The sequence below is a fragment of the Blautia pseudococcoides genome (assembly GCF_001689125.2).
Taxonomy (GTDB): domain Bacteria; phylum Bacillota; class Clostridia; order Lachnospirales; family Lachnospiraceae; genus Blautia; species Blautia pseudococcoides.
On record NZ_CP015405.2, the window covers coordinates 3,664,374 to 3,690,754 of the forward strand.

The 26,381-nt window shown below is 46.9% G+C and carries 23 protein-coding genes, 1 pseudogene and 1 CRISPR repeat array; of the genes and pseudogenes, 3 read left to right on the forward strand and 21 right to left on the reverse strand.

Translation table 11 applies throughout. The features are described from left to right. Positions 1 to 63: 63 nt before the first annotated feature. From A4V09_RS17325 to tig, 4 genes are all read right to left on the reverse strand, one after another. Complete coding sequence (locus tag A4V09_RS17325) at positions 64 to 450, reverse strand: hypothetical protein (protein ID WP_065543436.1); 387 nt, start codon at positions 448 to 450, stop codon at positions 64 to 66. A gap of 119 nt (positions 451 to 569) precedes the next feature. Further along, positions 570 to 1,784 carry a DUF6070 family protein gene (locus tag A4V09_RS17330; protein ID WP_065543437.1) on the reverse strand — a complete coding sequence of 405 codons (1,215 nt, stop codon included), beginning with the start codon at positions 1,782 to 1,784 and terminating at the stop codon, positions 570 to 572. Positions 1,785 to 1,790: 6 nt separating this feature from the next. Then, complete coding sequence (locus A4V09_RS17335) at positions 1,791 to 3,851, reverse strand: penicillin-binding transpeptidase domain-containing protein (protein ID WP_065543438.1); 2,061 nt, start codon at positions 3,849 to 3,851, stop codon at positions 1,791 to 1,793. Positions 3,852 to 3,960: 109 nt separating this feature from the next. Beyond that, a complete protein-coding gene (gene tig / locus A4V09_RS17340; protein WP_065543439.1) occupies positions 3,961 to 5,142 on the reverse strand; it encodes a trigger factor in 1,182 nt (393 codons plus the stop codon). 165 nt (positions 5,143 to 5,307) lie between these two features. On the opposite strand from tig, the gene A4V09_RS17345 reads away from it, so the two are divergent. After that, a complete protein-coding gene (locus tag A4V09_RS17345; RefSeq protein ID WP_065543440.1) occupies positions 5,308 to 5,799 on the forward strand; it encodes a hypothetical protein in 492 nt (163 codons plus the stop codon). Positions 5,800 to 5,862: 63 nt separating this feature from the next. Here the strand turns inward: A4V09_RS17345 and A4V09_RS17350 are convergent, their stop codons facing one another. The 11 genes from A4V09_RS17350 to A4V09_RS17400 form a co-directional block, all read right to left on the reverse strand. After that, on the reverse strand, positions 5,863 to 6,321 hold the full coding sequence (locus A4V09_RS17350) for a YwiB family protein (protein ID WP_065543441.1): 459 nt from the start codon (positions 6,319 to 6,321) through the stop codon (positions 5,863 to 5,865). Positions 6,322 to 6,323: 2 nt separating this feature from the next. Beyond that, positions 6,324 to 7,145 carry a glutamate racemase gene (gene murI / locus A4V09_RS17355; RefSeq protein ID WP_065543442.1) on the reverse strand — a complete coding sequence of 274 codons (822 nt, stop codon included), beginning with the start codon at positions 7,143 to 7,145 and terminating at the stop codon, positions 6,324 to 6,326. 82 nt (positions 7,146 to 7,227) lie between these two features. After that, entirely contained in the window at positions 7,228 to 7,887 is a 660-nt protein-coding gene (spoIIR, locus tag A4V09_RS17360; RefSeq protein WP_242963857.1) for a stage II sporulation protein R, read from the reverse strand. Between the two features lie 122 nt (positions 7,888 to 8,009). Further along, positions 8,010 to 8,636 (reverse strand): Ger(x)C family spore germination protein, encoded by a 627-nt coding sequence (locus A4V09_RS25510; RefSeq protein WP_242963858.1) that lies wholly within the window; start codon positions 8,634 to 8,636, stop codon positions 8,010 to 8,012. Next, positions 8,617 to 9,687, reverse strand: coding sequence for a GerAB/ArcD/ProY family transporter (locus tag A4V09_RS25515; protein ID WP_242963859.1), 1,071 nt, complete (start codon positions 9,685 to 9,687; stop codon positions 8,617 to 8,619). Before A4V09_RS25515 ends, A4V09_RS25510 begins: the two co-directional genes overlap by 20 nt. Then, entirely contained in the window at positions 9,677 to 11,185 is a 1,509-nt protein-coding gene (locus A4V09_RS17370; protein ID WP_065543444.1) for a spore germination protein, read from the reverse strand. Before A4V09_RS17370 ends, A4V09_RS25515 begins: the two co-directional genes overlap by 11 nt. Before the next feature lie 244 nt (positions 11,186 to 11,429). Next, the gene (locus A4V09_RS17375; protein ID WP_065543445.1) at positions 11,430 to 12,104 is read right to left on the reverse strand and encodes a GntR family transcriptional regulator; all 675 of its coding nucleotides are present in this window, start codon (positions 12,102 to 12,104) and stop codon (positions 11,430 to 11,432) included. Next, on the reverse strand, positions 12,101 to 12,973 hold the full coding sequence (gene ispE / locus A4V09_RS17380) for a 4-(cytidine 5'-diphospho)-2-C-methyl-D-erythritol kinase (protein ID WP_065543446.1): 873 nt from the start codon (positions 12,971 to 12,973) through the stop codon (positions 12,101 to 12,103). Before ispE ends, A4V09_RS17375 begins: the two co-directional genes overlap by 4 nt. Before the next feature lie 326 nt (positions 12,974 to 13,299). Further along, positions 13,300 to 14,859 (reverse strand): DUF3794 and LysM peptidoglycan-binding domain-containing protein, encoded by a 1,560-nt coding sequence (locus tag A4V09_RS17390; protein ID WP_065543448.1) that lies wholly within the window; start codon positions 14,857 to 14,859, stop codon positions 13,300 to 13,302. A gap of 15 nt (positions 14,860 to 14,874) precedes the next feature. After that, on the reverse strand, positions 14,875 to 15,285 hold the full coding sequence (locus A4V09_RS17395; RefSeq protein ID WP_065543449.1) for a protease complex subunit PrcB family protein: 411 nt from the start codon (positions 15,283 to 15,285) through the stop codon (positions 14,875 to 14,877). 1,026 nt (positions 15,286 to 16,311) lie between these two features. Further along, on the reverse strand, positions 16,312 to 17,709 hold the full coding sequence (locus tag A4V09_RS17400) for an MATE family efflux transporter (RefSeq protein WP_084043648.1): 1,398 nt from the start codon (positions 17,707 to 17,709) through the stop codon (positions 16,312 to 16,314). Between the two features lie 423 nt (positions 17,710 to 18,132). On the opposite strand from A4V09_RS17400, the gene A4V09_RS17405 reads away from it, so the two are divergent. Both A4V09_RS17405 and A4V09_RS17410 read left to right on the forward strand, forming a co-directional pair. Continuing rightward, positions 18,133 to 18,873, forward strand: coding sequence for a lysophospholipid acyltransferase family protein (locus A4V09_RS17405; protein ID WP_065543450.1), 741 nt, complete (start codon positions 18,133 to 18,135; stop codon positions 18,871 to 18,873). 141 nt (positions 18,874 to 19,014) lie between these two features. After that, positions 19,015 to 20,376 carry an MATE family efflux transporter gene (locus A4V09_RS17410; RefSeq protein ID WP_065543451.1) on the forward strand — a complete coding sequence of 454 codons (1,362 nt, stop codon included), beginning with the start codon at positions 19,015 to 19,017 and terminating at the stop codon, positions 20,374 to 20,376. 139 nt (positions 20,377 to 20,515) lie between these two features. Continuing rightward, positions 20,516 to 20,877: direct repeats of the CRISPR family, unit length 32 nt; unit sequence ATTTCAATCCACACCACCGCGAAGGTGGTGAC. A 171-nt stretch (positions 20,878 to 21,048) separates the two neighbouring features. Here A4V09_RS17410 and cas2 read toward each other — a convergent pair. The 6 genes and pseudogenes from cas2 to cas5c form a co-directional block, all read right to left on the reverse strand. Further along, positions 21,049 to 21,339 (reverse strand): annotated as a pseudogene (gene cas2, locus A4V09_RS26530) (CRISPR-associated endonuclease Cas2). Between the two features lie 8 nt (positions 21,340 to 21,347). Next, complete coding sequence (gene cas1c, locus A4V09_RS17420) at positions 21,348 to 22,379, reverse strand: type I-C CRISPR-associated endonuclease Cas1c (protein WP_065543452.1); 1,032 nt, start codon at positions 22,377 to 22,379, stop codon at positions 21,348 to 21,350. Then, positions 22,364 to 23,044 (reverse strand): CRISPR-associated protein Cas4, encoded by a 681-nt coding sequence (cas4, locus tag A4V09_RS17425; protein ID WP_065543453.1) that lies wholly within the window; start codon positions 23,042 to 23,044, stop codon positions 22,364 to 22,366. Before cas4 ends, cas1c begins: the two co-directional genes overlap by 16 nt. Continuing rightward, positions 23,044 to 23,934, reverse strand: a complete 891-nt coding sequence (gene cas7c, locus A4V09_RS17430) for a type I-C CRISPR-associated protein Cas7/Csd2 (RefSeq protein WP_065543454.1) — start codon at positions 23,932 to 23,934, stop codon at positions 23,044 to 23,046. Before cas7c ends, cas4 begins: the two co-directional genes overlap by 1 nt. Further along, a complete protein-coding gene (gene cas8c, locus A4V09_RS17435; protein WP_065543455.1) occupies positions 23,918 to 25,714 on the reverse strand; it encodes a type I-C CRISPR-associated protein Cas8c/Csd1 in 1,797 nt (598 codons plus the stop codon). The genes cas7c and cas8c overlap by 17 nt, the downstream gene beginning before the upstream one ends. Then, a complete protein-coding gene (gene cas5c, locus A4V09_RS17440; RefSeq protein WP_065543456.1) occupies positions 25,711 to 26,370 on the reverse strand; it encodes a type I-C CRISPR-associated protein Cas5c in 660 nt (219 codons plus the stop codon). Before cas5c ends, cas8c begins: the two co-directional genes overlap by 4 nt. Positions 26,371 to 26,381: the final 11 nt, after the last annotated feature.

Sequence of the window (26,381 nt, forward strand, 5' to 3'; positions counted from 1 at the left end):
TCGGGATTTTCATGCGCAAGCGCATAGAAACACCTGGCGGGCTAGTGGCTGTGAATAGCATCGTCAGCGGTACAGTCTTCTGCATCGCCTTCTCTGGCATCTGCGCCTGTATACTTCATTGAAAAACAGGACTTCGATCAAATCCCGCAGGGCTTCGTCCGGAAGGTTTCCACATTTTCTGCAGAAACCGGATTCCACACCTATCCTTTCGCTCTCTCTGCGTATCTGACTGTGGATGGAATCACAGACTTTGCGCATCATGTATTTGTCCGGATGTTCATCATACATCCTGCTGCCCTCATAATCCATACGGTCACAGGCATCCTCCACAAAGCACTGGATATAGGCCGCGTTTTCCGGATAGTTAGCCCGCAGGCGCCGCATATCCTGCTGCAGCACCCGCTCCTGCCCCAGCATTTCTTCCCTGGGGTCCACTTTCTTAACTGCCATAAAAAACCTCACTGATTCTTCTCATAGTCAGTATATGCAGAAAAGAAATAACAGTTCAACAGGTATGCGGGTTCACTGGGCTGGCTGTATGGATACATGGCGGCAGCAAACATCCCGTGTTACTGTCCGGCCGCGGTCCGGGGTGTGTAGGGCGGAACCTCTCCCCCCTGTTCAATGGTGTTGCTCACATACAAAAAATCATCATCTGCTTTCCGTACAGTCACCTGATGAGAGAAGAGCTTATCCTTTTTAAGCTGAGGGCAGACAACATCCACTGTCATGGTTATGGTGCCATCCCCATTGTCCCCGTAGTCCACCACTTCAGGGTCTCTCTCCACCAATACAGCAGCGTTGCTGCCAGCGATCTGTGTCCAGGGGTATGTGCCGGTCTGGCTGTTATAGCCTGCCTGTTCCCTTAACTGCTCCGCAGGTATGCTGAAATATTTGCCTATCAGGTCCTCAAACTCGCTTCTGCCGATCCCGTTTGGATATTGGGTGCTGTCCGGCAGACTTCCCTGGTCGATCCGGTAAAGGATATCATACAGATCATTGAAGTTTACCTGCTGAAAATTCTCCTCATCCCACTCCACAAGAAACAGATTATTAGCCTCATATCCAATAGGCTCTATATAGTCCTCGCAAAGTTTACGCAGTTCTTCATCCAGGGGAAGGACTCTTATGCCAACGGTCCCGTCTGCCTCCATTCCATCCGGTATGTACCTCTCATAGAAAAGATAGCCTTTTTTTGTGTACTCCCACTTCCATGCCTGATAGCGGACCATATCCACCACGTAAGGCTCCTGCTTTTTATTCCAGTCTATAATTGTGTTGGTGACCGTCACCGCCCCTGTATCGTCTGAGGCGAAATCGGTCTTATCCATTCCCCCGTCCTGGTGGATCCGGTACACGGAGATGGCTGCCTCTTCCTTTTTTTCCTGACTTACCAAAAATTTTTCCACTAACTGGTAGTTCTCCATATTCTCCCGGTTCCTATTATCCAGGGCCGCATATCCCTGGCTGCCCATCTTTTTTACCAGGGCTGCCACGTTTTCCATGGAGAGCACATCCTCCTTGCTGCTGTTCTTCCTGGCCTGTATAAACAGGTCCTGACAGCTTTTTGCAGCCTGGACAGCGGCTTCTGTGAGGGTCTCCGCCTCATCAGCAGGTATTTCCATCTCGTAATAATTGTTCTCATCTTTGACAGCTTCCTGGTCCTCTGCTTCAGCCACATCCGCTTTGACTGCCACATCACTTTCCTGCTTTGCCTTGTCTCCGCAGCCGCCCAGGATCAGGCTTACTGCCGTCACACACATCATAACCCCTTTTAATCTCACACCACGTCACTCCTTTGTCAGCATTTCATCCAACAGTCCTTTATCTAAATCCACCACGTAACCGCTTCCTCCGCGGTCCTTCACGTCTTCTACCATGTTGAGCATCAGAAAGCTGCTTTTCTTGTCCCCATCCGTATTAAATACGGCAAACCATCCCAGCTCTGTTCCGTTTTCATCATCCTGGGATGCCTTAATTTCCGCTGTCCCTGTTTTGCCTGCCAGGTCTGCGCCTTCTGTGTAAGCTCCACGCCCGGTTCCATTTTCATCTGCAATGACCTCTGTCAGGTCCTCCTGTATCACCGCGGCAGCCTCCTTTGAAAAAACGCCTGCCTTCCAGTATTCAGGCCCCCTTGCGTCTTTTATCTCCAGATACGGCTTTATCATATTCCCCTCGTTGACAAAGGCGGAGTAGATACATGCCAGATGGAGGGGATTCACCAGTATCTGCCCCTGTCCATAGCCGCTGTCAGCAAGCTGGATCTCAGAGGAGATATGGTCCTCGTTGGTATACTGGGATTTGCTCATACCAATCTCAAAGGGAATATCCTCACCAAATCCCAGCTTTTTCAACTGTTCTGTCAGTGTATCCGCACCAATCTTCAGTGCTGCTTTGGCAAAATAAATATTGTCGGAGTAGATCAGTGCATTCCGCAGAACCGCTTCCTCCCCATATTCGTGGAGCGTGGTGATCTGGTAATCGCCCCAGCTCTCATCCTTCTGCCAGGAAAGGCCGCTGGCTCCCAGATTTTCATCTGCGGACAGGGTTCCTGTCGTAAGGCCCACTGCACCGATGACGGGTTTGAAAGAAGAACCCGGCACCCAGCTTTCCCTTGTCCTGTTAAACAGGGGTTTATCCTCATCATTATTCAGGGAATCCCATTTTTCCTGGGACATTCCCAGCACAAAATCCATGCTGTTAAAGGTTGGCGTTGAGACCATTGCCAGCACCTCACCGGTCTTGGGGTTCATAACAATAGAACTGCTCTTGTCATTCTTATACTGCTCATACACGCTCTGCTGAAGATGTCCGTCAATGGTCAGGGTGATGTTCTCCCCATCCTTTGCGGAAACGGAGGCAAGAGCCTCTTTCTCATTGCCCTCTGCGTCCACAATGGAGATTTTATAGCCTTTTTGGGCTTTCAGCCTGTCTTCATATAATTTCTCCAGTCCGCTTTTTCCCAGAATGCTCTGTTCGTCATATCCCTTGCCCTTTAACTCCTCCAGTTCCTCCGCGTTTATCTCCTGCACATACCCCAGAAGATGGGAGGTACAGTCCCCGTAAGGATAAACCCTGCTCTCCGCATCAGAGATCATAACGCCCGGCAGCTCCAGAAGCTTATCTTTAAGTGAAGCCTCCTCTTCCCCTGCAGGCGTTTCCAGCGCGCTGTTGGTCATCTTTTTCACCGGCACAAAGGAATCATCCTTCACCCAGGATGCATCCAGTTTATCGGAAATACTGCTGGCCGTGGTTCCCAGAAGCGCTGCCATGGCCTCCAGCTCCTCCTGGGGCTGGACCGCCATCTTGCCTGGGACAAGCCCTACATTGGCCACAGTTCCCTGGCCTGCCAGAAGTGCACCGTTTCTGTCATAAATCTCTCCCCGCTTTGCCTCTATGCTGACGACACTCACCTTATCGGCTGCCTTCAGGTTGGGAAATATCATGGAATCGTTCCACTTAATGCGCCATTTTCCGCTCTCTTTTTCAAATAAAGCATCATTGTCATAGGAAATCTCCCCTGCCACGGTATCCATGGTGACTTTATAGGATATGGGCTGGCTCTTCTCCTGCTTCTCCGAAACGTCCAGACGGATATTGTCAGCTTCTATGCCCTCATAAATCTTCTTGTTCCTGACCACAAAATCCTCTGCGCTCACGGTGTTCCTGCTGGCCTCATCCAGCAGAGCGTACATCTTGTCATATCTTCCCTTCTCGATATAACCCATGTACTCCTCCAATACATCCTGGCGCTTCTTCTCGAATTTTACCTTGTACAGAAATATGCCTGCCGCGCACGCGGCAATTGCCGCCACGGTCCCTATCACTGCAGCTACTTTCTTTCGCTTCATAAAATAACCTCCTTATGTACGATACACTCCCTATACAAAAATCCTACAAACGTAAGATATAGTTTCACCTAATATATTACATTTGTAGGACTTATTGTCAAGCATTTTTTTATTCGTTTTTTTCTTCCCCGTCACCAGTGCTCTGCGCATCTGCTGCCACATCGGTGACTTTGGCGGTCTCCTGCAGGATTTCACAAGACCTGCTCCAGAGTACATTGGCCTTTACCATGACTTCGTCACTGTAGGCGCTCTCTAAAGCTGCTGTATCTTTGAATCCGTAATCCTTTGCAAATTTTTCAAGCTCTGCCTCATAATCCTTTACAGAGATCTCAACTTTTTCCGCATCAAAGATAGCCTGCACGATCAGGGACTGCTGCAGGATATTCTGTGCCATCTGTGTCATGGTCTCCTCTGCCTGTTCCGCAGAAATGCTCTGTGACTCCCAATACTCATCCAGGGTCATGCCGCTTGGACTGGCATACTGCTCCTGAATCTTATTCTTGACATATTCCATGGTCTCAGACATGGGTTTTTCCGGATACTCCGTGATCTCTGTATTCTCCACTACCTTCTGGAACAGATCAGATTTGAGCTGGCTCATATAGTTCAGATCCGCGTTCTCCACCAGGGATTTCCTGATTTCTTCTTTATACTCATCTACTGTCTTGTAGTCTGTGTTGTTCTTAACCCACTCATCTGTCAGCTCCGGAGCTGCTTTGATGGTGTTGATCTTCACTTTGAACTGCACAGCCTTGCCTGACAGGTCAGGATTATTGCTGTAGGGGTCCGGGAAATTCAGATCAAGGGTAACTTCCTCCCCTTTCTTTTTGCCGATCAGGCCGCTCTCAAATCCTTCAATAAATGAATTAGAGCCAATCAGCAAATCCGAATCTGTAGCTGAACCGCCCTCAAATTCCGCTCCGTCCATATATCCGGTATAATCAATGTTGACGGTGTCATTTTCCTGTACCGGCCTGTCCTCTGTGATCTCCTCTGCCTTGTAGGTGAGCTGCTGGCTGATATAATCCTCCACATCAGCGTCTGTGATCTCAGTCTTCGTCTCTGTCACTTCCAGATTTTTATATTCACCCAGTTTGACATATTTGCTGATATCATCCACATCCACGGCTACCACATTGCCTTTGCTGTTGGTATCTACTGTTGTATCCTCTTTGGACGCTTCCGTCTTTTTATCATCGTCTTTGCTGTTGTCACTCTTCTTGCCGCCGCATCCTGCTGCCATCACTGCAATGCTAAGTGTCAATAGCACCATGATCAATTTTTTCTTCATATATAATTCCTTTCGTCTATGGTCTCTGGTTTCCACATAAGGAAGTTATACCACACATGACCTGAAAAAGGAACCCTTTCTTTCACATTTTTATTGCCTTTTCACAGAAACAATGCTAGAATAATAGTTGCGTTATCAGTCCAGATTTTAGGAGGTCTAACACAAATGGTGTGGAAAGTTCTACTGATTATTTTAATCATTTTAGTAGTCGTTCTTGCCGTTTTATATTTCCTTGGCAAGAGGGCACAGAAAAAGCAGGAAGCACAGCAGGAACAGATCGAAGCTGCAAAACAGTCCGTCTCCATGCTGGTTATCGATAAAAAGAGGCTTCCCATTAAACAGTCCGGTCTTCCTCAGATGGTAATTGACCAGACACCGAAGCTTATGAGACGTTCCAAACTCCCGATCGTAAAAGCAAAGATCGGCCCCAAGATTGTTACCCTGGTGGCGGACGAGCAGGTCTTTGAGATCATCCCCGTAAAGAAGGAAGTCAAGGCTGAAGTCAGCGGTATTTATATTACCGGTGTCCGCGGGCTGCGCGGTGCTTTGGAAGCTCCTCAGAAGAAGAAAGGCTTCTTCAAAAGAATGCGTCTCAAAGCAGAGAACCTTGCAAAGGGAAAACAAACGGCAAGTAAGGATACGAAAAAGAAAAAGTAAAAAACAGCCGCCCGGAATGGACCAAATCCCGGACGGCATTTTTTATATCTGCTGCTCTGTTTTTCAATGGGAAGATGCCAGGTGGAAATTCCCTGCACCCTGGGGCTTCACATTCACACATATCTGACAGTCCGCTGTATGTACTTCATTGATCTCCAGTGCGTAGTCAATGAGGATGTCAATATTCTCCTCCTGCTCCTTCACATCAATCTTTGTAGCGGATATCCCCATCTGCATATCCCCAAAGGGCGTGGCATAATAGGTCAGGTTCTTCTTGGTCTCCTCGAAAATCATGTGTGTGTTGGTAAGTCCCTTTTTCTGGACTTCCACGGAACCCTGCATGACTTTGATCATGTTCTTTGTGATTTTGTCATATCCCTCCTGAACTTCCTCGTAGCAGATAAAATGATGGCCGTTCCTGTAATAATAATCTCCCTTTGCCACCACTTCCACTGCTTCCGGCTCGTCGTTGGCATCCATTGCCTGCATCCCTTTAACTGTGATCAGTACATCTTTCGTCATTTTCAATACTCCTCAATATTAATCTGCTTGGTCATCCTCACATCATAAGGCAGGATAGATCCTGCAAACTCCTGGAAGCGCTCCTCCGCATCGCTGACATAGAAGCGGTAAGGAAACTCCTCCTCCTCATGCCCGTCATTCTCTATCCCATGTTCCTTCAAAAGCTCCCGCAGAGCCTGGGCAGTCTCATAGGCAGGATTCACCAGTGTCACGCCGTCACCTGCCACCTGACGCATCAGGGAGCGCAGCAGCGGATAATGGGTGCAGCCCAGGATGAGGGTGTCCACGCCCTGTTCCAGAAGGGGGTTCAGGTATCGTTTTGCCACTTCAACTGTAACTTCATCCTTCAGCCAGCCTTCCTCCACCAGGGGCACCAGCAGAGGGCAGGCCTGGCCTATGACCTGTATCTGGGGATCATATTCATGTATGATGGCAGGATACAGTTCAGATTTCACTGTGCCTCTTGTACCTATCAAACCGATTTTTTTATTCCTGGTGGTCTGTGCAGCCACTTTTGCTCCCGGCTTCACCACACCTATGATAGGAATATCTATCTCCTCCCGTATGGTTTCCAGGGCCATGGCACTGGCTGTGTTGCACGCTACCACAATGGCCTTTACATTCTGGGTCTGCAGAAAACGCACGATCTGACGGGAATATTTCAGCACAATTTCTTTTGACTTGCTTCCATAGGGCACCCTTGCAGTATCCCCAAAGTATACAATCCGCTCACTGGGCAGGTTACGCATGATCTCTCTGGCAACGGTAAGTCCGCCCACGCCGGAATCGAAAACACCGATTGGTGCCTGTTTATTCTGGTTCATATGAAAACCCTCTTAAAATTTTTTCTATTTTAACCGTGTTTCCATTTTACCCTCATTAGGCCCAGAATGCAAGCAGCAACCATTAAAACCACTTAAATCCTATTTTCACCTTATCTCTTTTCTCCGGATCGTTTAAAACAGCCAGAAATTCTTCCTCTGTCAGAACTTCCTTTAAGTCCTCTTTTTTGTCCTCCGAAACCACACCGTGGGACTCATCAATAAAGCAAAGGCTTGGATAGAGGACACACCACCAGTTGTGTCCCTTGGCCTCCCCGATTTTCACATTCAGCGCTTCATATTCTCCTGCCGGAAACGTACAGTCCCCATAAGTCTTGTCCGGAAAATACGTCTTTTCCACGGCAGCTGTGACCGCATAATCATATCCCTCTTCCGCCATCACCTGTCTGGCGGTCTTCTCGATCTCATCTAAATGGGTCAAAACCCCCTCTTTCGTAGCATCCAGGGACCTGTCCTCACCAAGGACTTCCTCCAGATAATCCACAATGCCTGTTTTAACCTGAAGCTTCAGGTTCTGGTCTTCCTCTGTATCACTGTTGGCAACCACATGCAGGCGGAAGATTTCTTTTGCGATCCCCTGCTGCACTTCCCGTTCCAGACGCACCTGTGTCTCCTCTTTTTCCTTCTTCAGTGTATGTATGCGGACAGCCCCGATCAGTACAGTGGCAAGAAGTCCAATGATCGTAGCGGCGATCCATATATTTCTCTGCATTCTTCGTCTCACAGCAAATCCCTCCGTCTTACCCGGTGTGATGGTGCGGAAATGTCCGTATTACCGCACCTCCTGCCGGATTTTTTATTTCTCATTTTTTATTATAGACAGAGTATTGCCGTATCTTCGCAGGCCTATTCCTGATTCAGCATAATTTTATCCTCCAGAGCGCTTACCTCCAAAAGGCCGGGGCGGTCCTCCCCATTGTGCCAGGCATTATATAAGTCCTGCAGGTCTGTCTGCTCTTTTGCCTGACTGTCAGGCCGGTTCTCCACGATACCTGTCAGATAATCCCCCAGGGAATCCATCTCCTGCCCATCCATGCTCATCACATCCCCAAGCTGGCTGCAGGAGAACACGTAGATATTTCCTGCTACTGAGGGCTTGTCTTCCAGATAGTGAAGCAGATTTTTATAGGCTTCCTGGTCGTCAAGCAGACCGTTCCCCAGAAGGAGGACTTTGAGATGTCCGGTATCCAGGTAGTCCTCCTGGCTGTTCTGAAAATCTTTTTCCGCATCCTCCATGGTTTTACCCTGGTAAAAATCTGCTTTTTCTCCGGCTTTCTGGTTCTCACTGTCCTTATTCTGCCCTGTCACCCCTGACAAGTCGGGAAGGCCGTAATAAACCTGATATTCCCCGTCCTGATAATCCACACCCATGGAGAGGGGAAAACTGCGGTTCTCCAGAGCCACCCCGCAGGCGGAAAGACTTAATGCCAGAATGGCAGCCAGGAGCACCGCTTTACTTTTCTTCCTTATCATGATGTTTCCCCCTTCCGTACGCAATCCCTGCCCACAGCGCCAGCAGCAGGAACAGCGGCGCATAAATGTTCTGCAGAACCTCGCGGTACCATTCCAGGGAAATGCCTGCTTTCTCACATCCCAGTGCGCATACCAGAATCCCTCCTGCCAGGTAGGGCGCCCCTTTTTCCATATGCCCCCGCTTTAACAGCTCGTGGTTGTAGAAAAAAATACTGCCCACAGCAAAAAAGATGCAGAACATGACAGCAGCAATGAAAAAGATATCCACACGTTCCAGAAAATCCCCCGGCAGATCCACGCCTGCCATCATGTCAAAAAGTGGGTAGGACTTCTGCACATAGCCCCCTGCTCCGAATGCCCCCTGTAACAGGATCAGGGCTGCGGACAAAATCCCCAGAAGAAGAAACACGGAGCTGTTCAGCGCTTTTCCCGCATTGCCCGGACGGTCCACATTTCCCAGGGTAAAGGGCAGGAAGAATACCGGGAGGAAGGTACAGAACACCCTGTAACATCCCTGGATCACGCCTTTCAGTGACGTATATCCCGTCACTTCCAGATAGGCACCATTGACTCTGGTGACAGACAGCAGAAACATGATGGCCAGCACAAATAAAATGACCGGAAAACAGATCTCCGCCATACGTCCCCTTCGCTCCAGTCCCTGATGGCTTCCCAGATAGCACACCACAGCAGTGATCGTGATGATCACAAAAGGTTTGCTGCTCTCAATGAAGAAACGGCCCGTGATCCTGCTGGTCACAAGAAGCAGGAAGACCCCTGTGATAAAAAGGTATGACAGATGCAGAAGACAGAAAATTTTCCCCGCGTATTTTCCCATATACCGCTCAGGCATTAAATAGCAGGATTTCATACGGATAAAGAATATGCTGGCTGCCAGGAACAAAAATCCCATTAAAAGCAGGGAGAGCACCCCCTGCCGTCCCTCCAGATATGAGGTGACGGGAACGGTGACTAAATAGATGCCCAACTGTCCCAGGACCAACTGCCGAAAAAGCTGTCTGTGGGATATCCTTTGATTGTCAGCGTACATGCTTCTTTCCTCCTTTTGTTTTGAGGCGCACCTGCTGATCTCTTCTGGCATAGAGAGGCCTTCTTGTCATAAATCTGAGCGGTGCCAGGACAACGCCGTCTGATTCACCTCTGTATCCTGCATCTCTCTGCGCGGCAAACGGTGTCAGATAGGGGATGCCAAAGCTTTTGAGGCCTGCCAGATGGCTGATAACAAGATAAAGCCCTAAGAGCATACCAAAGACACCCATGGTACCTCCAAGAAGGATGAAACCGAATTTCAAAAGCCTGAAGGGCGCCGTAAATTCCTCATTTGGGATAGCCAATGTGGCCAATGCGGTCACAGCCACCACGACCACCACAATGGGGCTTACCAGGTTGGCCTCCACAGCCGCCTGGCCGATGATCAGACCGCCCACAATACCGATGGTGCCGCCAAGAGGCCCTGGCGCCCGAACCCCGGCTTCCCGGATACTCTCAAATGCCACCTCCATAAAAAAGACCTCCAGAATCCCCGGAAAGGGCACACCTTTTCTGGCCTCCGCAAAGGAGAGGATCAGGTTGGTGGGAAGTACCTGGGTATGGAAATTCGTCACTGCCAGATAGGTTCCAGAAAAGAGCATGGCAAATGCTGCCGCTATATAGCGGATGATCCTTAAAAAGGATGCCAGCTCAAAATGGTTGTATTCATCCTCGCTCACCTGCAGAAAGTCGTTGAACGCAGCCGGAAGCAGGATTCCCATAGGGGAATTGTCAACAAGCACCAGGACTCTGCCGTTGAGGATCTCCATGGCGCACTTGTCCGGGCGCTCAGATGTCTGGAACTGGGGAAATGGGGACAGCCAGTTTTCCTCAGCCAGATGTTCCACAATGCCGCTGTCCATGACACCGTCAATCTCAAAGCTCTCCAATCGCCGGTCCAGCTCTTCCAACAGTTCCGGGCGCACCAGTTCCTCCATGTAAAGAATCTGCACCAATGTCTGGCTTCTGACACCCAGAGTTTTTTCTTTGACTTTTAACTTGGCATTCCGGATCCTTTTCCGCACAAGAGCGGAGTTGGTTTTGACCACATCTGAAAATCCTTCTTTTGAGCCCCGCAGCACCTTTTCCCTGGATGCCTCCTGCACACCCATGCTGGGATAACCCTTGCTGGATACCTTAATAGAGTGTGGGTAGCCGTCAAAGAAGAAAATGGCATTCCCCGCAAACATGGCTGCCAGAGCTTCTGACATAGTATCCAGGGTTTTAACATCCGAGATTCCCAGACCGTTTTCATCCACAAATTCCAGGATCTCATCCTTTGGCATTTCCCACATATGGTTTACCAGCTTGCCAATGACAGAGTCCTCCAGCATCATGTTGCTGACTGCCACCTCAATATAGACTACCAGGCAGCGTATTTTCTGTTCCTGTCCCAGAATCATGGGACGGATAATAACGTCAGCGCAGTCTTTCAGTGTCTTTCGGATGTAGTCTTCATTTTCCTGTATATGGATGGATATTTCGTCGTTGTTTTTCATTTGGAAGGCCCCTTTCCGCTCTCCTGCCGCTATAGTGTACCTGAAAACAGGATGGATCTGCCGCACAAAAAAAGAGAGACGTATTTTTTTACATCTCTCTTAGAATATCCATTTCTTCTATTATTATACAATGCGTTATTCCGTCACTATCCCCATTCACGCAGCGCAAAATGCAATAAATTGCATTTCCTACTCCAAAGGGCAGAACTATGCATGGCAAAACGTGTTACTGTTAGCAGTAACATTAATCCGGCTCGTTCAGGCTACGGATGATAGCCTTCTGCTGATTATCCACATGGACATAGACATACTTCAGCGCAGACTCCTTGTCCTTTTTCCGCAGAGCTTCGCAGATCGCTCTGTGCTCCTGGGCAAGTGTACGGCGCACAGCGATATCCTTCAGATACTCAATACGGTAACGGTACATCTGTTCCCTTAAATTGCTCAAGAGCTGCACCAGGCGGTTATTATTGGTGGCATTATAAATGATATCGTGAAATGCCACGTCCATCTCAGCAAGCTCCGTCAAATCCCCGTTCTCAGTCAGGCTTAAAAATCTATGCTCCACCTTGTCCAGCTCGTCCAACTCCTCCGGAGTGATCCGCTCACAGGCCAGACGGATGGCCAGTTCCTCCATGCCTTTTCTGACCTCCAGCACATCATTTAAGTCACGCTCTGTGATGGATGCCACTTTTGCCCCTTTTCTGGGCGCCATGACTACCAGCCCTTCCAGTTCCAGCTTCCGGATCGCCTCGCGGATGGGGGTTCTGCTCACACCCAGTTTCTCGGCCAGGGCAATCTCCATAAGCCGCTCGCCCGGTTTTAAATCTCCTTTAAGGATAGCCCTCCGCAGTGTATTGAAAACCACATCCCGCAGCGGAAGGTATTCATCCATATGCATTTCCAAATCCGTTGTCATCTGTGTCTTCCTCCATTATTGAATACTGTAGTCAAAAAAACGGTTCTGGCGATCTTAGTCTCGCGCAGTGCCTCACAGGCCTGCTCCGCTGCCGCCTTATCATCAAAGAGTCCGAAGACCGTAGGACCGCTGCCGCTCATCATGGCATTGACTGCGCCGTGGTCCTTCATATGTTGTTTGATCTCCTCAATCACAGGGTATGCCGGAATTGTCACGCTCTCAAGAACATTTCCCATATGTTCGGCAATCCTGTTCAAATTATGCCATTGGAGCCCCTCCAGCATTCTGTCTATCTCCGGATGTTCTGCGATCTCCGATGCATCCAGTTTCTCATAGACAAATTTCGTGGACACGCTGACAGGCGGCTTTCCAATGAGCACGTAGCAGTCCGGACAGGGGGGCAGAGCACGCAGCTTCTCTCCGATTCCCTCTGCAAGTGCAGTGCCACGAAGCAGGCAGTACGGAACATCCGCACCGACTTTCACGCTCCGCTCCATAAGCTCCCGCACGGTAAGCCCCAGTCCGAACAATCGGTTCACTCCGATCATGGCGGCGGCGGCATCCGAGCTCCCGCCTGCCATGCCGGCAGCGACCGGTATGAATTTCTGCAGATCCACTGTTATCCCTTTCTTCACTTTGAACTCATCCATCAAAAGCTGCGCTGCTTTATAGACCAGATTGTTCTCGTTGGTAGGGATAAACGGCAGATTTGTAGTAATGGAAATCCCCGGTTCCTCTTTGATATCAATTTCTAACTGGTCATACATGTTAATGGTCTGCATGATCATGCGAACCTCATGATAACCGTCCTCACGTTTTCTGACTACATCCAATCCCAGATTAATTTTCGCCAGTGCCCTTAATCTCATTTTTATCTCCTGTGTTCCCAATTCTGCACCTGAAAGCATGGTTGGTATTCCTTTCTGCCAGATGCAGACATGCTACCGGGTGAATCGTTAAGTTTTTGTAACTGTTCAGCAGGTCTGCGCACAACTGGGCTGACTGTAAGAATGTCCCCGTGAAGGGAAAGCTTTCAACAGCCTGGCAAAAATCCCATCCTCCCAGGCGGTTCTGCATGGATTTCTGCTTGTGGCTGAGAAGATACCGGACAGCTACAAATGTTTATTGTATATTGTATTCGTTTTTATACACTTTATTCTATACGATATACCTCCTTTTTTCAACACCAAAAACATTATGATTCTACTTTCTTCGTCAATATCAGGGTATCATATGGTTTAACCTCGTCACTTTCCAGATTATTGAGCTGCACAATGGTTTCAATTGTAGTATAAAACTTCTTGGCAATGTCCCAAAGTGTATCCTGGGGCTGTACCTGGTATCCCACAATTCCAGGCATACTCTGGAGTTTTTCCCGGTCCAGCTCCCGCTCTTCTATCTCCCGGATGATGCCTGTGTCCGTCTGCTTCAGCACAAGGGCATTCAGGTTCATGACTATTTTCACTTCTATCTCATCACTGTCTATCATTGTGGTGGACAGTTGTTCCAAATCTGTCCGCAGATGATAGGTACAGTTTTTCCCTATTCCCGGAGCTTCCACCACATGGGTGAAGGGGATCATGGCATCCATGGAATAGAAGGGCATATCATCGTCCCCTATAATATAGAGGATTCTCACCTGGACGATGCCTTCCACTTCTATGCCGTTTTCCACAGGATGGGTGTCGTCTACTTTCACATTTCCGTCGCTGTGGCATATTTGAAGGATTTTCCCCTGGTTCTGTTCCATTTTGATGCGGTCCCCCACACGGCATTTGGAATTGTTTTTCACCAGGAGGCTTTCCAGTTTTTTATTTTCGCGGATGGGGACGCATTCTTTTACAGGAGTGTATACGTCCAAAAGCAGGGACATTTCCTCCTCCTCATAGATTTTCATTTCTAATTCCAGGACGGCATCCACACCGATCAGGCGCTCCTCCCCGTCGCTGTCTGTTTTCACCTCCAGTTTGCTCTGGGGCATGGTCACATCTATGTTCGGCACCATATCCACGGTGCAGCCCACGCATTCCAGTTCCTGGTAGAAGGGGACGGAATGCTCCAGCCACTGGAGGGAATTGTTGTCATCATCCCCGCGGTACAGGGCAAATATGAAAAGTTCACCTTTTACGCCTATCTTATCGTTTTCCGCCCGGATGTCCATGCCGCGGACTTCCACGGTGTTCCACAGAAGTTCGTGGATATTTGGCTTGTTGGAAGCAAGGGCAATGTCCTCTTTTACCCGCATGGTATCTTTTTTATGGACCGCGATCCCCATGACGGAGATATCCTTTTTTTTCTGGGAAATGCCTTCAGCGTCCACACCTGCAGGAAGATTGGTCTCCTGCATTTCCTCCACGGACGCGGTGAAGGTTACCAGGGCTTTGATGTTCAGCTTTCTGGAGTTGATAAGCTGGACACTCAGGTCTTCAATGTCCCATTTTACCCGCACTTTGTCACCGTTTTCCAGGCCCTCCAGGTGCATGGTCTCCCCTATGGGAAGGGTGCCGAGAAGACTTTGGATCCTGCGCTCCTCGCTGTCGCTTACATAGAGGAGATAGACCATCAAAGCGCCGGTGAGAAAAGCGTGGCCCTCTGATATCTGTACGTCATCTATGTGGATTTCCCCTTTTTTCTGGATCATGCGGCCTACGTCGGGTTTGATATCCGGCACATTTAAATCTTCGTCAAAGGTAATCTGGCTGACAGCTTCACATTTTGTATGCATCATACGCATCTGTTTTGTTATTAATTCCACAATAAGCCCTCTTTTCTATTCAAAAATTACCGGCTCTTCCCGGTATTTCATTTTTACCACCAGATATGGATAGGATGGCTCGTCTTTTAGGTCTTTGTCCTCCTCCGGCCCTATTAGGGTGGTCTGTAGATGGATCGCATTGTCCCACAGGGACAAGTCCTCAATTTGGATACTGTATCCTCCTGTCTCTTGTTTGCCATAGCCTTTGAGAAGGTATAGGTAGGAACCGTCCTGATATGTAAGCTGGAATTCTGATTCTTTGTTTTCTTCTATCAGTTCCTTGACTTTATCAGGGAAATCCTCTTCCTTCATCACTGTGTACTCTGGCTTGACTCCGTCCTGGGCTTTGACTTTTTCTATGCTGCAGGAGGCCAGGGGGAGGGTCAGGAGGCAGATGAAACATAGTGTTAGGATTAATTTTTTCAATGTTGGGGTGCCGCCTTTGGTTTTTGGTGCTCTTAGCAATAGTGTATGTGGGGCGGGGATGTAATATGACAGGGAATTTTTTTGAAATGGGGGGATAGAACCTGCTCCCAGTCACTAAGCTGGTCACCAGTGGGTTCCTCGCTAAGTGTCTGGGGCAGGTGGATCTCCTGTCCGCTCCTCTGAAACATCACTCCTGGGACTTATGCCCGCCCTGCCCTGTTCCCCCTGGTTTTGATGAAAGCTCCATGTTTTTGTCCTGATGTGTTGCGTTGGATGGGCTTGGATGTAGCTTTTGGACCTGGCTTTTAGGATGCGGATTTAGTAATGCAGATTTGGGGATGTGGCGTTGAGAATAAAGCTTTTGAAATATAATTATTTTAGGGATACGGATTTGGGGATTCTTCTTGTGTGTGCAGCTTTAGGGGTACGATTTTGGAAATTCAGCTTGTGAATAAAGCTTTAGGAATACGATTTGGGAAATTCAGCTTGTGAGTATAGCTTTAGGAATACATTTTGGAAAACTCTGCTTGTGAGTACAGCTTTAGGAATACATTTTGGAAAACTCTGCTTGTGAGTACAGCTTTAGGAATACATTTTGGAAAACTCTGCTTGTGGGTACAGCTTTAGGAATATATTTTGGAAAACTCTGCTTGTGAGTACAGCTTTAGGAATACATTTTGGAAAACTCTGCTTGGTGATGAATACTTTATTGTTTTGGGTTGTGGAATATGTGGCAGATAATTTATTCGTTTGTGTGTTGATTATGTTGCTGTGAAAAAGTCTGCTTGATGGGATTGTCGAGTAGAAGGTAAGATTCTATGCTATATGGTAGTGCTCTTTGATCTTGGTTGTGGATGTTAAGGGATGAAACAGTTAATGGAAAATTGTGAATTTAGGGAAATAGAGCTGCCGTCGAAGGTGTTTATAGCTGGGTGCAATTGGAATGTGTTGCACGGGTCGCTATATGAGTCTTGCTTCGTGTGGCAGCTCTGGGAATGGATGTTTAAGGGTGTTGTTGGGCGGGGATTAATTGGCTACTATATTTTGCAGCCATACGCCTTTTTTTACTAGTATGAAGCCTATAAGGCATTTCACCATGTCACCCATTTGTACCAGAATGTAGATGGCAACTACTGGGAGTAGTGTGTGGTGGCTTAGGGTGAAGGCTATGGTTACGCTTACGCACCAGATGAACACACTGTCAAACAGGAAGGTAACAATGGTTTTTCCGCCGGACCGCAGGGTGAAGTAGGCGGCGTGGAGGAAGGCGTTTTGGGGCATGAAGACTGCGGTTGCCATGATAAAGTATTTTGCAAGCTCCCTGGCTTCCTGGTTGGTATTGTAGAGCATGGGGAACAGGGGTGCAAGGAGCAGCATGAGCAGCGCAACACCGGTACAGCAGAATACGGAAAATGCGATCATCTTTGTATCTGTGTCCCGGGCTTCTTTCATTTTGCCGGCTCCCAGAAGCTGGCCCACTACAATGGCCACGGAATCTCCAAGAGCTATAAATACAATGTTGAATACATTGTTGATGGTGTTGGCAATGTTCAGGGCCGCAACTACATTAAGTCCCCGGATGGAATAACATTGTGTCAGCATGGCCATTCCGGCAGCCCAGAGGGCCTCGTTCAGAAGAAGGGGGGTTCCCTTGATCAGAATCTTTTTAGTCAGCAGCGCAGGAACCTTCAAGGTTCTGTACAGACCTTCAATGTATTGGTTTATTTCTTTGTGTTTATGGGTCCAATGGATGACAATGGCTGCCTCCACATATCTGGACAGTACGGTTGCTATGGCTGCACCCTGGACACCCAGCGCCGGAAAACCGAATTTTCCGTATATTAATATGTAGTTAAACACCAGGTTAATGATAACGGCTGTGATTCCGGCCTTCATAGGCACGACTGTCTCCCCACATTCACGCAGGGTACTTGCGTATACCTGAACCATCATAAACGGCGGAAGGCCTAAGAGCATAATGTAAAGGTATTGTTTTCCGTAGGTAAGTGTAGCTGCCAGATTCTCTGCACTGCCCTCACCGTGAAGGTACATGCTGATGAGCTGCTCACCTCCAATGAGGAAAACCATAACAGTTCCTACTGTAAGGATCACTGCCATCCATATTTTATAGCGAAATGTATTGCGGATACCTTCATTGTCCTTCTGCCCGAAATACTGCGCGGTAAAAATCCCCGCCCCTGACACACCTCCGAAGATACAGAGGTTATAAACAAAGATGAGCTGGTTTACAATGGCAGCGCCTGACATCTGCTCTGTGCCAATTCTTCCTACCATGATGTTATCCAGAAGGCTCACGAAATTGGTGATACCGTTCTGTATCATAATAGGAACAGCTATTGCAAGGATCATCTTATAAAAGTTTTTATTACCGATGAATTTTTTCATCACTCCGGTCTTTTGCATTTTTCTCTAAGCCCCCTAAAATCAGCGATATAATACATAACTTACTACAGGAAATCTTCTTTGTAAAGAAAATAATATGGAATATATTGACGATTTTTTGCAGGGTTTTTCGTTAGAATAACAAGAATGTCTGCCTCAAAGGAAAATGGTGTACCTTTTCGCGGTATGCCGGTATATTTTTCGTGTTATATAAGTAAATATGGCTTGCATCCCCTTCGTGTTTTCCGTATAATATAAAGAGTTACAGGTATTGGAAGCGTTGCAGCCACACGGCACATCATAAAATGCTGCGAATGGCATTCCATACCTTTCGGTATAGCAAGTATGCCGCATAATATATAAAATTACCGGCCAGGTATGTGTATAGCATATCTGGTTTCTTATCCAATAACATATACCAAACGGTATAGAAAGGTGAGTGTTATGTTCCGCTTTATTCTTGTATGTATTATAGTTGTAGGATTTCTCATTTTATCCATCCCCATTCTGCTGGCAGAGTGGGTGATCGGCAAATGTAACAAGAGGGCAAAAGATATCAGTTCCCTTCGTATTGTCCAGGCTGTTTTTAGATGTGTCCTTAAAATTACGGGTTCTGATATTCAGTTCATAGGCCATGAAAATGTTCCCAATGACACAGCTGTGCTTTACATAGGAAATCACAGAAGTTTTTTTGATATTCTTTTGACTTATGTCATGTGCCCGGATTTGACCGGATATGTTGCCAAAAAAGAAATGGAGCCAATCCCTCTGCTGTCAAACTGGATGAAATATCTGCATTGTCTGTTTTTGGACAGAAAGGATATCAAAGCCGGTATGAAAACCATTCTGACCGCTATTGACAAAGCGAAAAATGGTATTTCCATCTGTATTTTCCCTGAGGGAACCAGAAATAAAAATGAAAGTGAACTGGAGATGCTGCCCTTCCATGAAGGGAGCTTTAAGATTGCTACAAAATCGGGCTGTCCTATTATTCCCATTGCGATCACCAATTCGGCTGAGATTTTTGAGGCACATTTTCCAAAGATCAAACCGGCTAAAGTAATTGTGGAATACGGAAAACCGATTTATCCGGACCAGCTGTCAAAGGAAGATAGGAAACGTCTGGGAGTATATACACAGGAAACTATTTTGCATATGCTGAAGGAACACAGAGAAAACTTCTGAAATTAAATTTTATAGTTTATGCTGCCGTTTATCGTAAAAAACGCTGTTTCGGTTATTCTATTATTATAGAAGGAATACCGGGGCGGCGTTTCTGAATTTTAACAGAAGGAAAATACCGTAAAAGAGAGGGACAAAGGAATTATGAAGAAAAAATCATACAATATGCTGACAGATCCGCCAGGGCGTTCACTGCTGCTTTTTGCTCTTCCTATGATTTTCGGGAATCTTTTTCAGCAGTTTTATAATATTGCGGATTCTGTGATCGTAGGTAATTTCGTAGGGGAACAGGCGCTTGCCGCTGTTGGGGCTTCTTATGCGATCACGAATGTATTTATTGCCATTGCCATCGGCGGAGGAATCGGAAGTTCTGTGATCATTTCCCAATGCCTTGGCGCAGGGCAGAAAGGTAAAATGAAAACAGCTGTTTTCACCACATTGATCAACTTTTTTGTGGTGAGTATTTGTCTGGGGGCTCTGGGGCTTTTCCTGAATCATAGGATTCTGGGGTGGGTAAATACGCCCCTAGAGGTGTTTTCAGATGCGGCGCTTTATCTGGCTATTTATTTTGCCGGGCTGCCGTTTTTGTTTATGTATAATGTGGAGGCATCTATTTTCAATGCACTGGGGGATTCCAGGACGCCGCTTTATCTGCTGATATTTTCCTCTCTTTTGAATATTTTTTTAGATATGCTATTTGTCATCCAGTTTCAGCTAGGGGTGGGAGGGGTTGCAGTGGGAACGCTGATTGCCCAGGGAGTTTCCGCTGTTATATCGTTTGGGCTGCTTCTGAGAAAATTGAAGAAGTATGAAACAGATGAGCCTTGTCGGCTGTACGACGCGGGGCTGATGGTTTCCATGGTGCGGATCGCAGTTCCTTCCATTATACAGCAGTCCATCGTGCAGATTGGAATCCTGCTGGTCCAGTCCGTAGTAAACAGCTTCGGGGCTTCCGTGCTGGCGGGTTATTCTGCGGGAATGCGGATTGAATCCATCAGTATTGTGCCTATGCTGGCAATGGGAAACGCCATGTCCACATTTACGGCCCAAAATGTCGGTGCAGGACAATTGGAACGGGTGAAGAAGGGATATCGGATGTGCTATGCGGCGGTTCTGAGCGCCGGGGCGTTTATATGTGTTCTTTATCAGTTGTTTGGGAATGTGTTTGTCTCAGCATTTTTAGATGCCGGAAATGGAAGTGCCGCTTTTCAGACAGGGCTTGATTATGTGAAATTCCTTTCGTTCTTTTACGCTTTGATTGGACTGAAAGCCTCCACGGACGGGCTGCTGCGGGGGGCCGGAGATGTGAAAGCATTTACAGTGGCTAATCTGGTGAATCTGTCTATTCGGGTGATCGTGACTAATGTGTTCGCGCCGGTGTATGGGATTCAGGTTGCGTGGATGGCTGTGCCTATGGGGTGGGCGGCTAATTATGTGATATCGTTTGGGTGGTATTTGACGGGAAGGTGGAAATGGAAATGGGAAAAGGTTACTAATATAGATTAAATGAAATATCATGGTCAATTTACCCTTTCAAGGCAACTAGGAATCGGGTAGGAGGTAAATAATTATTTTATTTACCGTCCTTCCACACCACCGCGAAGTGGTGACACGGCTTATATGATATGCTCCGTCTATTTAGACAATTTCAATCCACACCACCGCGAAGGTGGTGACGGGGCCTCCAAGCGCTTGAATAATGTTCTGGTGGATTTCAATCCACACCACCGCGAAGGTGGTGACACGGACAGAGACAAACCAGGGATGTTGCGTTGCGATTTCAATCCACACCACCGCGAAGGTGGTGACTTTCCTTCTTTTATATTGGCCATTGTTTGCTTTGATTTCAATCCACACCACCGCGAAGGTGGTGACGAAATCAGCAGAGTTCTTAAACCCGGCGGAATTATTTCAATCCACACCACCGCGAAGGTGGTGACCGTCAACAGCGGCAACGGCTGGAGCAACACAAGAGATTTCAATCCACACCACCGCGAAGGTGGTGACACCAAAAACCACCAAATCTAGCACTACATATTTGTGCAACTTCCTCAAATTTCAATCATATTTTATCATCCAATCCCAATTAGCCCCATATACCATCCCCATATCCACCCATCCTATCTCTAAAACCCGGTGCGAATCCCCCAGGGTTTTTCTGTTCACTTCATATTCGCACTAGAAAATCAAAGTTGAATCAGCTGCCGTTCCTTTATCGACCCCCATATGCTCAACTTTTGTTTTATAATTATTTCCCAGATAATAAAATCTCAGGCTGTCAACTTCTTTATCAATAATATCTTCCAACACAGCTTTCAATGAAACACACTAGGTATTGTCAAGGATGCATTCAAAAACAGAGTTTTGTACCCGCCTTCCGTAATTCACACACTGTTTGGCAACTTTTCTAAGGCGTCTTTTCCCGGCGTCTGTCTCTGTATTCACATCATAGGTAATCAATACTAACATCACTTCACCTACTTCCAAAAAAATGGTGGGTATTCATCCAAATCGCCTCTTAAATAACGAGCCAGAAGCATTGCCTGCGCAAATGGTATGGTTCCCCACTCCACTTTCTCTCCTAAATATGGATGGGTGATGACATCTTTCTTTTTATTCTGCCACTCTGTCAGCAGCTGCTTCCTGCATTTGTCACTGATCAATACTGCCCCGTCCTCTTTAACAGAAAAATCCTTTTTGCTGACCATTTTTTTATTGATCATTGTCAGAACAAACCGATCCACCAAGACAGGCCGCAGCTCTTCCATCATGTCAAGTGCCAATGAAACTCTGCCGGGCCTGTCTGTATGCATAAACCCTACATATGGGTCCAGTCCTACGCTTTCTAATGCTGAGGCATACATATTTGTAAGCAAGGTATAAAAAAACGAGAGCATGGCATTTACATTATCTAACGGCGGTCTTCTGTTTCTTCCGTCAAATTTAAAATCTTTTTTCTGCTGCAGGATAAGCTGGTCAAATACACGGAAATAAACACTTGCCGCTTCCCCCTCATATCCTCGCAGCTGCTCCATATTTGTGCAGCCTTTAACCTGTTTTAAAGACTGCTGCAAATATCCTGATGCACGCTTTAGCTCCTCCGTATCAATCTGAAGACCATGGTCCCTCACAGCCCTCTCAAGAACCCACCGGGAATTATAAATTTTCCCCAGTATACAGTTGCGTGCGATCATAAGGCTTGTTTCATCCTCCCCGGATACCCTATACTGCTTCTTCCTTAAAATAACATTTCCACGCACATTCCCTGTCACTCTTGCCAGAAACCTGCCCTGGGGCGTCATAAAGCACAACGAAATATCCCGCTCCGCGCAGGCTCCCATCAATGCCGGACTCACCCCTCTGTATCCAAAGGAAACAATCGCTTCTAAATTATGCAGCGGTACCCTTCCTAATTCCTTGTCCTTATCCAGCACCACTACATTTTCACCATCCAGAGATAAATAACCATCTGGGGAGGTGACATATAAGGTGTTCAATAGTTTCTTGATTTACTGTCCTCCTCTCCAATTGCATCATGAATATATTCCCTAACTGAAGATGCCTTTCCCAGTTTCGGCAGACATATATCCTTGAGAGAACATGCATTACATCCCTTTGACCATTTAACACGAGGAGTATATTTTTTATTGAAAAGCTGATGCATTTCTGCAAATATATCCTTCACCTGTGTCTTTAAATCTTCCGAAAATCCAACACGTTCCCGCCTCTTCACCTCTCCGTAAAAAATAGCTCCCTCCCCAATCGTACATGATAACATCTCTTCCAGGCACATAGCCTGAGCTGTCAATTGCAGAATATCAATTTGGGTATCTTTCGGCCTGCCTCTCTTGTACTCAACAGGATAAACCTGAAAAGTCCCACGGTGCCCATGCAGGGAGATCCCATCTTCTGCTCTCCTGAACTCCACAATATCACATACACCGCTGACTCCCATCTCCCTTGAATGCACAGGCATTCCTCTGCTGATTATCACATCATCTCTTTTCTCCGAAGAATATGTGTCATGTGCCTTCTTATGAAGCAGTTCCCCTTCCACAGTACGCACGTTTTCCTGCCATTGCTGCTCAATATGTATCAAGGCCCACTGTCTTCTGCAAAAGGCAAAATGCTGGATGCCTGAAAGCATCAGAAAATCCTCTTCCTTATATTCCATCATATTTTCCTTGAAATCTCCACGGTTTCCGGAATCATATCCGAATGGATCTCGACCTGATAATCCTGATATTTCCTGGGATAGATCACATCTTCAAGTTTCTTTACCTTAACCGCATCAAACAATTTATAGGCCGGACAATCGCCAAATTCTTTGCTGTGTTTGAAAACAACCAACTCTCTGACAGCCATTTTTCCCCTGGCAGCAGAATGGTCAATCTCAAACATATTGATAATGGCCTCCCATAAAAGATCCAAATCGTCCTCTGTAAATCCAGTCACTTTCCTTGCCAGATTTGCCGATATATATCCTTCCATTCTATAAAGTGCATATGGAATAATGTTCTTTCTTCCCATCTCTGTACTTTTATTTTCCGCATCCTTCTCTGTGGTAATGGCAACACGGGTTATTGTCACTTCCTGGCTCACCACCGGATCAATACTTCTGGCAAATCCCAGCTGAACAGGGCCTCTGACCTGTCCGCAGTTAAGGGCAGCTTTCACAAACGTAGTCATAACAGCTCCGAATGTTCGGATATCAAAAAAGTTTCCGCACATAAAATCACGAATCTTCCGATCCACGTCCGGATCTTTTTTCTTTAACTCTTTAATTTCCTTTTCGTTGGTTTTCAAATATTCATATGCTGTATTATCGCTCCGGTTCAGAGGCACATCTTCTTTTATATAGATTTTGTAACCCTCTTCATCCTCTTTTACTGCTTCCACATAATTTCTTATTTTTCTTTTAATACATACGTCTGTGACAATCCCGTATCCGCTTTCCGGATCTATACGGGGCAGATTTCCAGCATCGGGATCTCCGTTTGGATTCCCATTTTCTACATCAAATAAAATCACAAACTCATACCTGTTTTTAATTACCTCTGACATCCTGCTCTTCCTCCTTAACCTTTTTCTCGTATCGTTTTTGGTTCTGGTGATAATACCCCAGTATGAACATCCCCTGTTCTTCCAGTGAAAGTCTTCTTGGACAGGGAACCATCTGCCCTTCCGTTACCGGTATTCTGTCCTGAAGTTCACCTAAAAGCTTTTCAAAATAAACCACTTTGCCTCGGTTTGAAATTTTACGGATATGACTGTTCTTCAACTTAAACAGCACCGGAAAAATGGCTGCGGGGGTGGCACAGGCTGAATTAAAGTATTTGTCCTTTATTGTTGTATTAATTCCCGGATTTGCCTCCTCCTGGATGGCTTCCAGCACTGCAAATTCCCGTCCCAAAGTGTATGCTACATTTCTGCTGTCCTCATTCAGACTCACTGTTATCTCCTCCTTTTTATCATAGCCGTTGCGAATCAGATACGCTTTGATGATCGCTGCTCTTCCCTTTGTTATTTTCCGGATATGGCTGTCTTTATCATCCTGCTCCGCTCTGATCCTCCCCATCACTCCCAGAAAAAGAGATGCCGGATACTGTCCTCCGGAAATAACTGCCCGGTATACGCTCCCCGCCATATTCGATACCGGCTTTTTGTCCCTGGACTTTTTATTCACCGTTTCCTGAAGCATACGCCAGATTCCCATATACCGCATTTCATCAGCAGCCGGTCTCACGATCCCCATTCTGTCATAATGTTCCTTTAAATGCCTGAGAACATTTCCAAAACTGTCCTGATAGAAAAAGCGCACCGCAATCCTGGCGGCGTTAGGTGCCAATCCCAATATGTAGAATTTCTGTTCCAAAGACAGGCTTTCTTCCACCTCGTCAACTGCGGTCGGCTTCCCTGCCTCCAGGCTTCTAAACACGCCGTCAATGATATCCTGATTATCTACAGACGGTTCCACAGCACCGCCAAATAAATTCTGATATTTCTCATTCCCATCCTCTGCCCAATATACAACTGTCGTATCACCAATCTGGCTGGTATGTGACCTGTCTGCCAGCAGATGATTCAGAGCTGTAGTATAGGCATATGCCGCATAAGTTCCTACCGGTGCATTATAGCTTTGTTCTTTTCCGTATGATTCAAATGCCGGTGCATTAAAAGACACGAGAGCCGCCCCGCTTGACTGTGCACCGGGCACTCCCTTGATCAGTCCATGGATTCTGGATATTTCTGTTTTTTGCCCTGTGACAAGGCATATACCTTCGTTTTCCCATTCCGCATTACCTCTGCAGTTTTCCCAGGCTTCTCTTATCTCATGTTCATCCTGGGCCCAGTCACCGTTCACACAGAAAATCAGATTTCCTCCGGAAATTATTTCATCCAGACTATCTTTTATGGCAGCATGCTCCGCAGCACTGTCCGGATTCCAGGATCCAAAGAAACTGCGCACCGCCCTGGCGGTGGTTCCTTCTATACCTTCCAGAATTTCCAGATGTTTGTTTTTAGCTGCAGCAAAGCATTCTTTTGAACGCTTAGGTTTTCCTTTATTATCAATCCCCAGGAAATACCCCGAGTTATCACACAAGAAATTTGCTGATACACCGGAGGAGCGGGTCACCATTTCCGGGACTTCCATCTGCCGGGGCTCCATAACTGTTTTCTTTCCTCTTTGTTTTTCAATCTTCAGAGGGATCACGTCTAAGAGATCACCTGTCTCAGAGATATCCAGTGCGAAAGATATTTTTGCTTTACACCAGCCGGGCCTGGTTATCTTTCCTTTCTTCTCCAAAGCCTCATAATATTCCACCAATGACTGCAGGATCATCTGACCACCTCACAATCCCGTACATCCAGTACCCCATTTTTCATGACTGCCCGGAAAAACATGGGTGTGATATTTTCCGGATCGGAATAATCAAAATCATACAACATATATCCCAAATCCTTTACACAATCCGGATAGGCAGTCACTACCTCCTCCTGCTCATACATTTCAAAATTAGCAGGAAATTCCCTGCATCCAAAATACGGCATATGAAAACACTGGCCTCTGCGCAGCCGTCTCACAATAATATCCTTAAATTTACCGCAGTTATCCGTCCGGTTTGCCTGTTCTGTCATCTCAAAATGTGCCTCTATCACATACTCAACATCCCGCAGCAAGATAGCGGCCCTCTGCACAATTTCCTCTCTGGCACTCAGATACAGCGGCTTATTCCCTCCATTTATAATGCTTAATGCATTTCCTGCCTGTAATTTACTTTTGACCTCATTGCGCCTGATACTGGTAAACTGTATCGGCTTCCTGATATAAATCCTATCAACTACCCAGCGTAATCCCGGGTGCCAGTAGATCGCTTCCAAAATCCCCCGTGCTGCCGACGGCGGGATCACATCATAGCTGCAGCGCTCCACTTTCATCTCAGGCCGTGAAAACAGTGCTCTGTCCCCCCAAACCCTTACGCGTACACCATGGCTCATTCTTCTCCTCC

Bases quoted from the DNA above. Each gene is read 5' to 3' on its own strand.
- A4V09_RS17325 (WP_065543436.1), bottom strand. From the start codon at position 450: ATGGCAGTTAAGAAAGTGGACCCCAGGGAAGAAATGCTGGGGCAGGAG.
- A4V09_RS17335 (WP_065543438.1), bottom strand. From the start codon at position 3,851: ATGAAGCGAAAGAAAGTAGCTGCAGTGATAGGGACCGTGGCGGCAATT.
- tig (WP_065543439.1), bottom strand. From the start codon at position 5,142: ATGAAGAAAAAATTGATCATGGTGCTATTGACACTTAGCATTGCAGTG.
- A4V09_RS17345 (WP_065543440.1), top strand. From the start codon at position 5,308: ATGGTGTGGAAAGTTCTACTGATTATTTTAATCATTTTAGTAGTCGTT.
- A4V09_RS17350 (WP_065543441.1), bottom strand. From the start codon at position 6,321: ATGACGAAAGATGTACTGATCACAGTTAAAGGGATGCAGGCAATGGAT.
- murI (WP_065543442.1), bottom strand. From the start codon at position 7,145: ATGAACCAGAATAAACAGGCACCAATCGGTGTTTTCGATTCCGGCGTG.
- A4V09_RS25510 (WP_242963858.1), bottom strand. From the start codon at position 8,636: ATGATAAGGAAGAAAAGTAAAGCGGTGCTCCTGGCTGCCATTCTGGCA.
- A4V09_RS25515 (WP_242963859.1), bottom strand. From the start codon at position 9,687: ATGTACGCTGACAATCAAAGGATATCCCACAGACAGCTTTTTCGGCAG.
- A4V09_RS17370 (WP_065543444.1), bottom strand. From the start codon at position 11,185: ATGAAAAACAACGACGAAATATCCATCCATATACAGGAAAATGAAGAC.
- A4V09_RS17375 (WP_065543445.1), bottom strand. From the start codon at position 12,104: ATGACAACGGATTTGGAAATGCATATGGATGAATACCTTCCGCTGCGG.
- ispE (WP_065543446.1), bottom strand. From the start codon at position 12,973: ATGAGATTAAGGGCACTGGCGAAAATTAATCTGGGATTGGATGTAGTC.
- A4V09_RS17400 (WP_084043648.1), bottom strand. From the start codon at position 17,709: ATGCAAAAGACCGGAGTGATGAAAAAATTCATCGGTAATAAAAACTTT.
- A4V09_RS17405 (WP_065543450.1), top strand. From the start codon at position 18,133: ATGTTCCGCTTTATTCTTGTATGTATTATAGTTGTAGGATTTCTCATT.
- A4V09_RS17410 (WP_065543451.1), top strand. From the start codon at position 19,015: ATGAAGAAAAAATCATACAATATGCTGACAGATCCGCCAGGGCGTTCA.
- cas4 (WP_065543453.1), bottom strand. From the start codon at position 23,044: ATGGAATATAAGGAAGAGGATTTTCTGATGCTTTCAGGCATCCAGCAT.
- cas7c (WP_065543454.1), bottom strand. From the start codon at position 23,934: ATGTCAGAGGTAATTAAAAACAGGTATGAGTTTGTGATTTTATTTGAT.
- cas8c (WP_065543455.1), bottom strand. From the start codon at position 25,714: ATGATCCTGCAGTCATTGGTGGAATATTATGAGGCTTTGGAGAAGAAA.
- cas5c (WP_065543456.1), bottom strand. From the start codon at position 26,370: ATGAGCCATGGTGTACGCGTAAGGGTTTGGGGGGACAGAGCACTGTTT.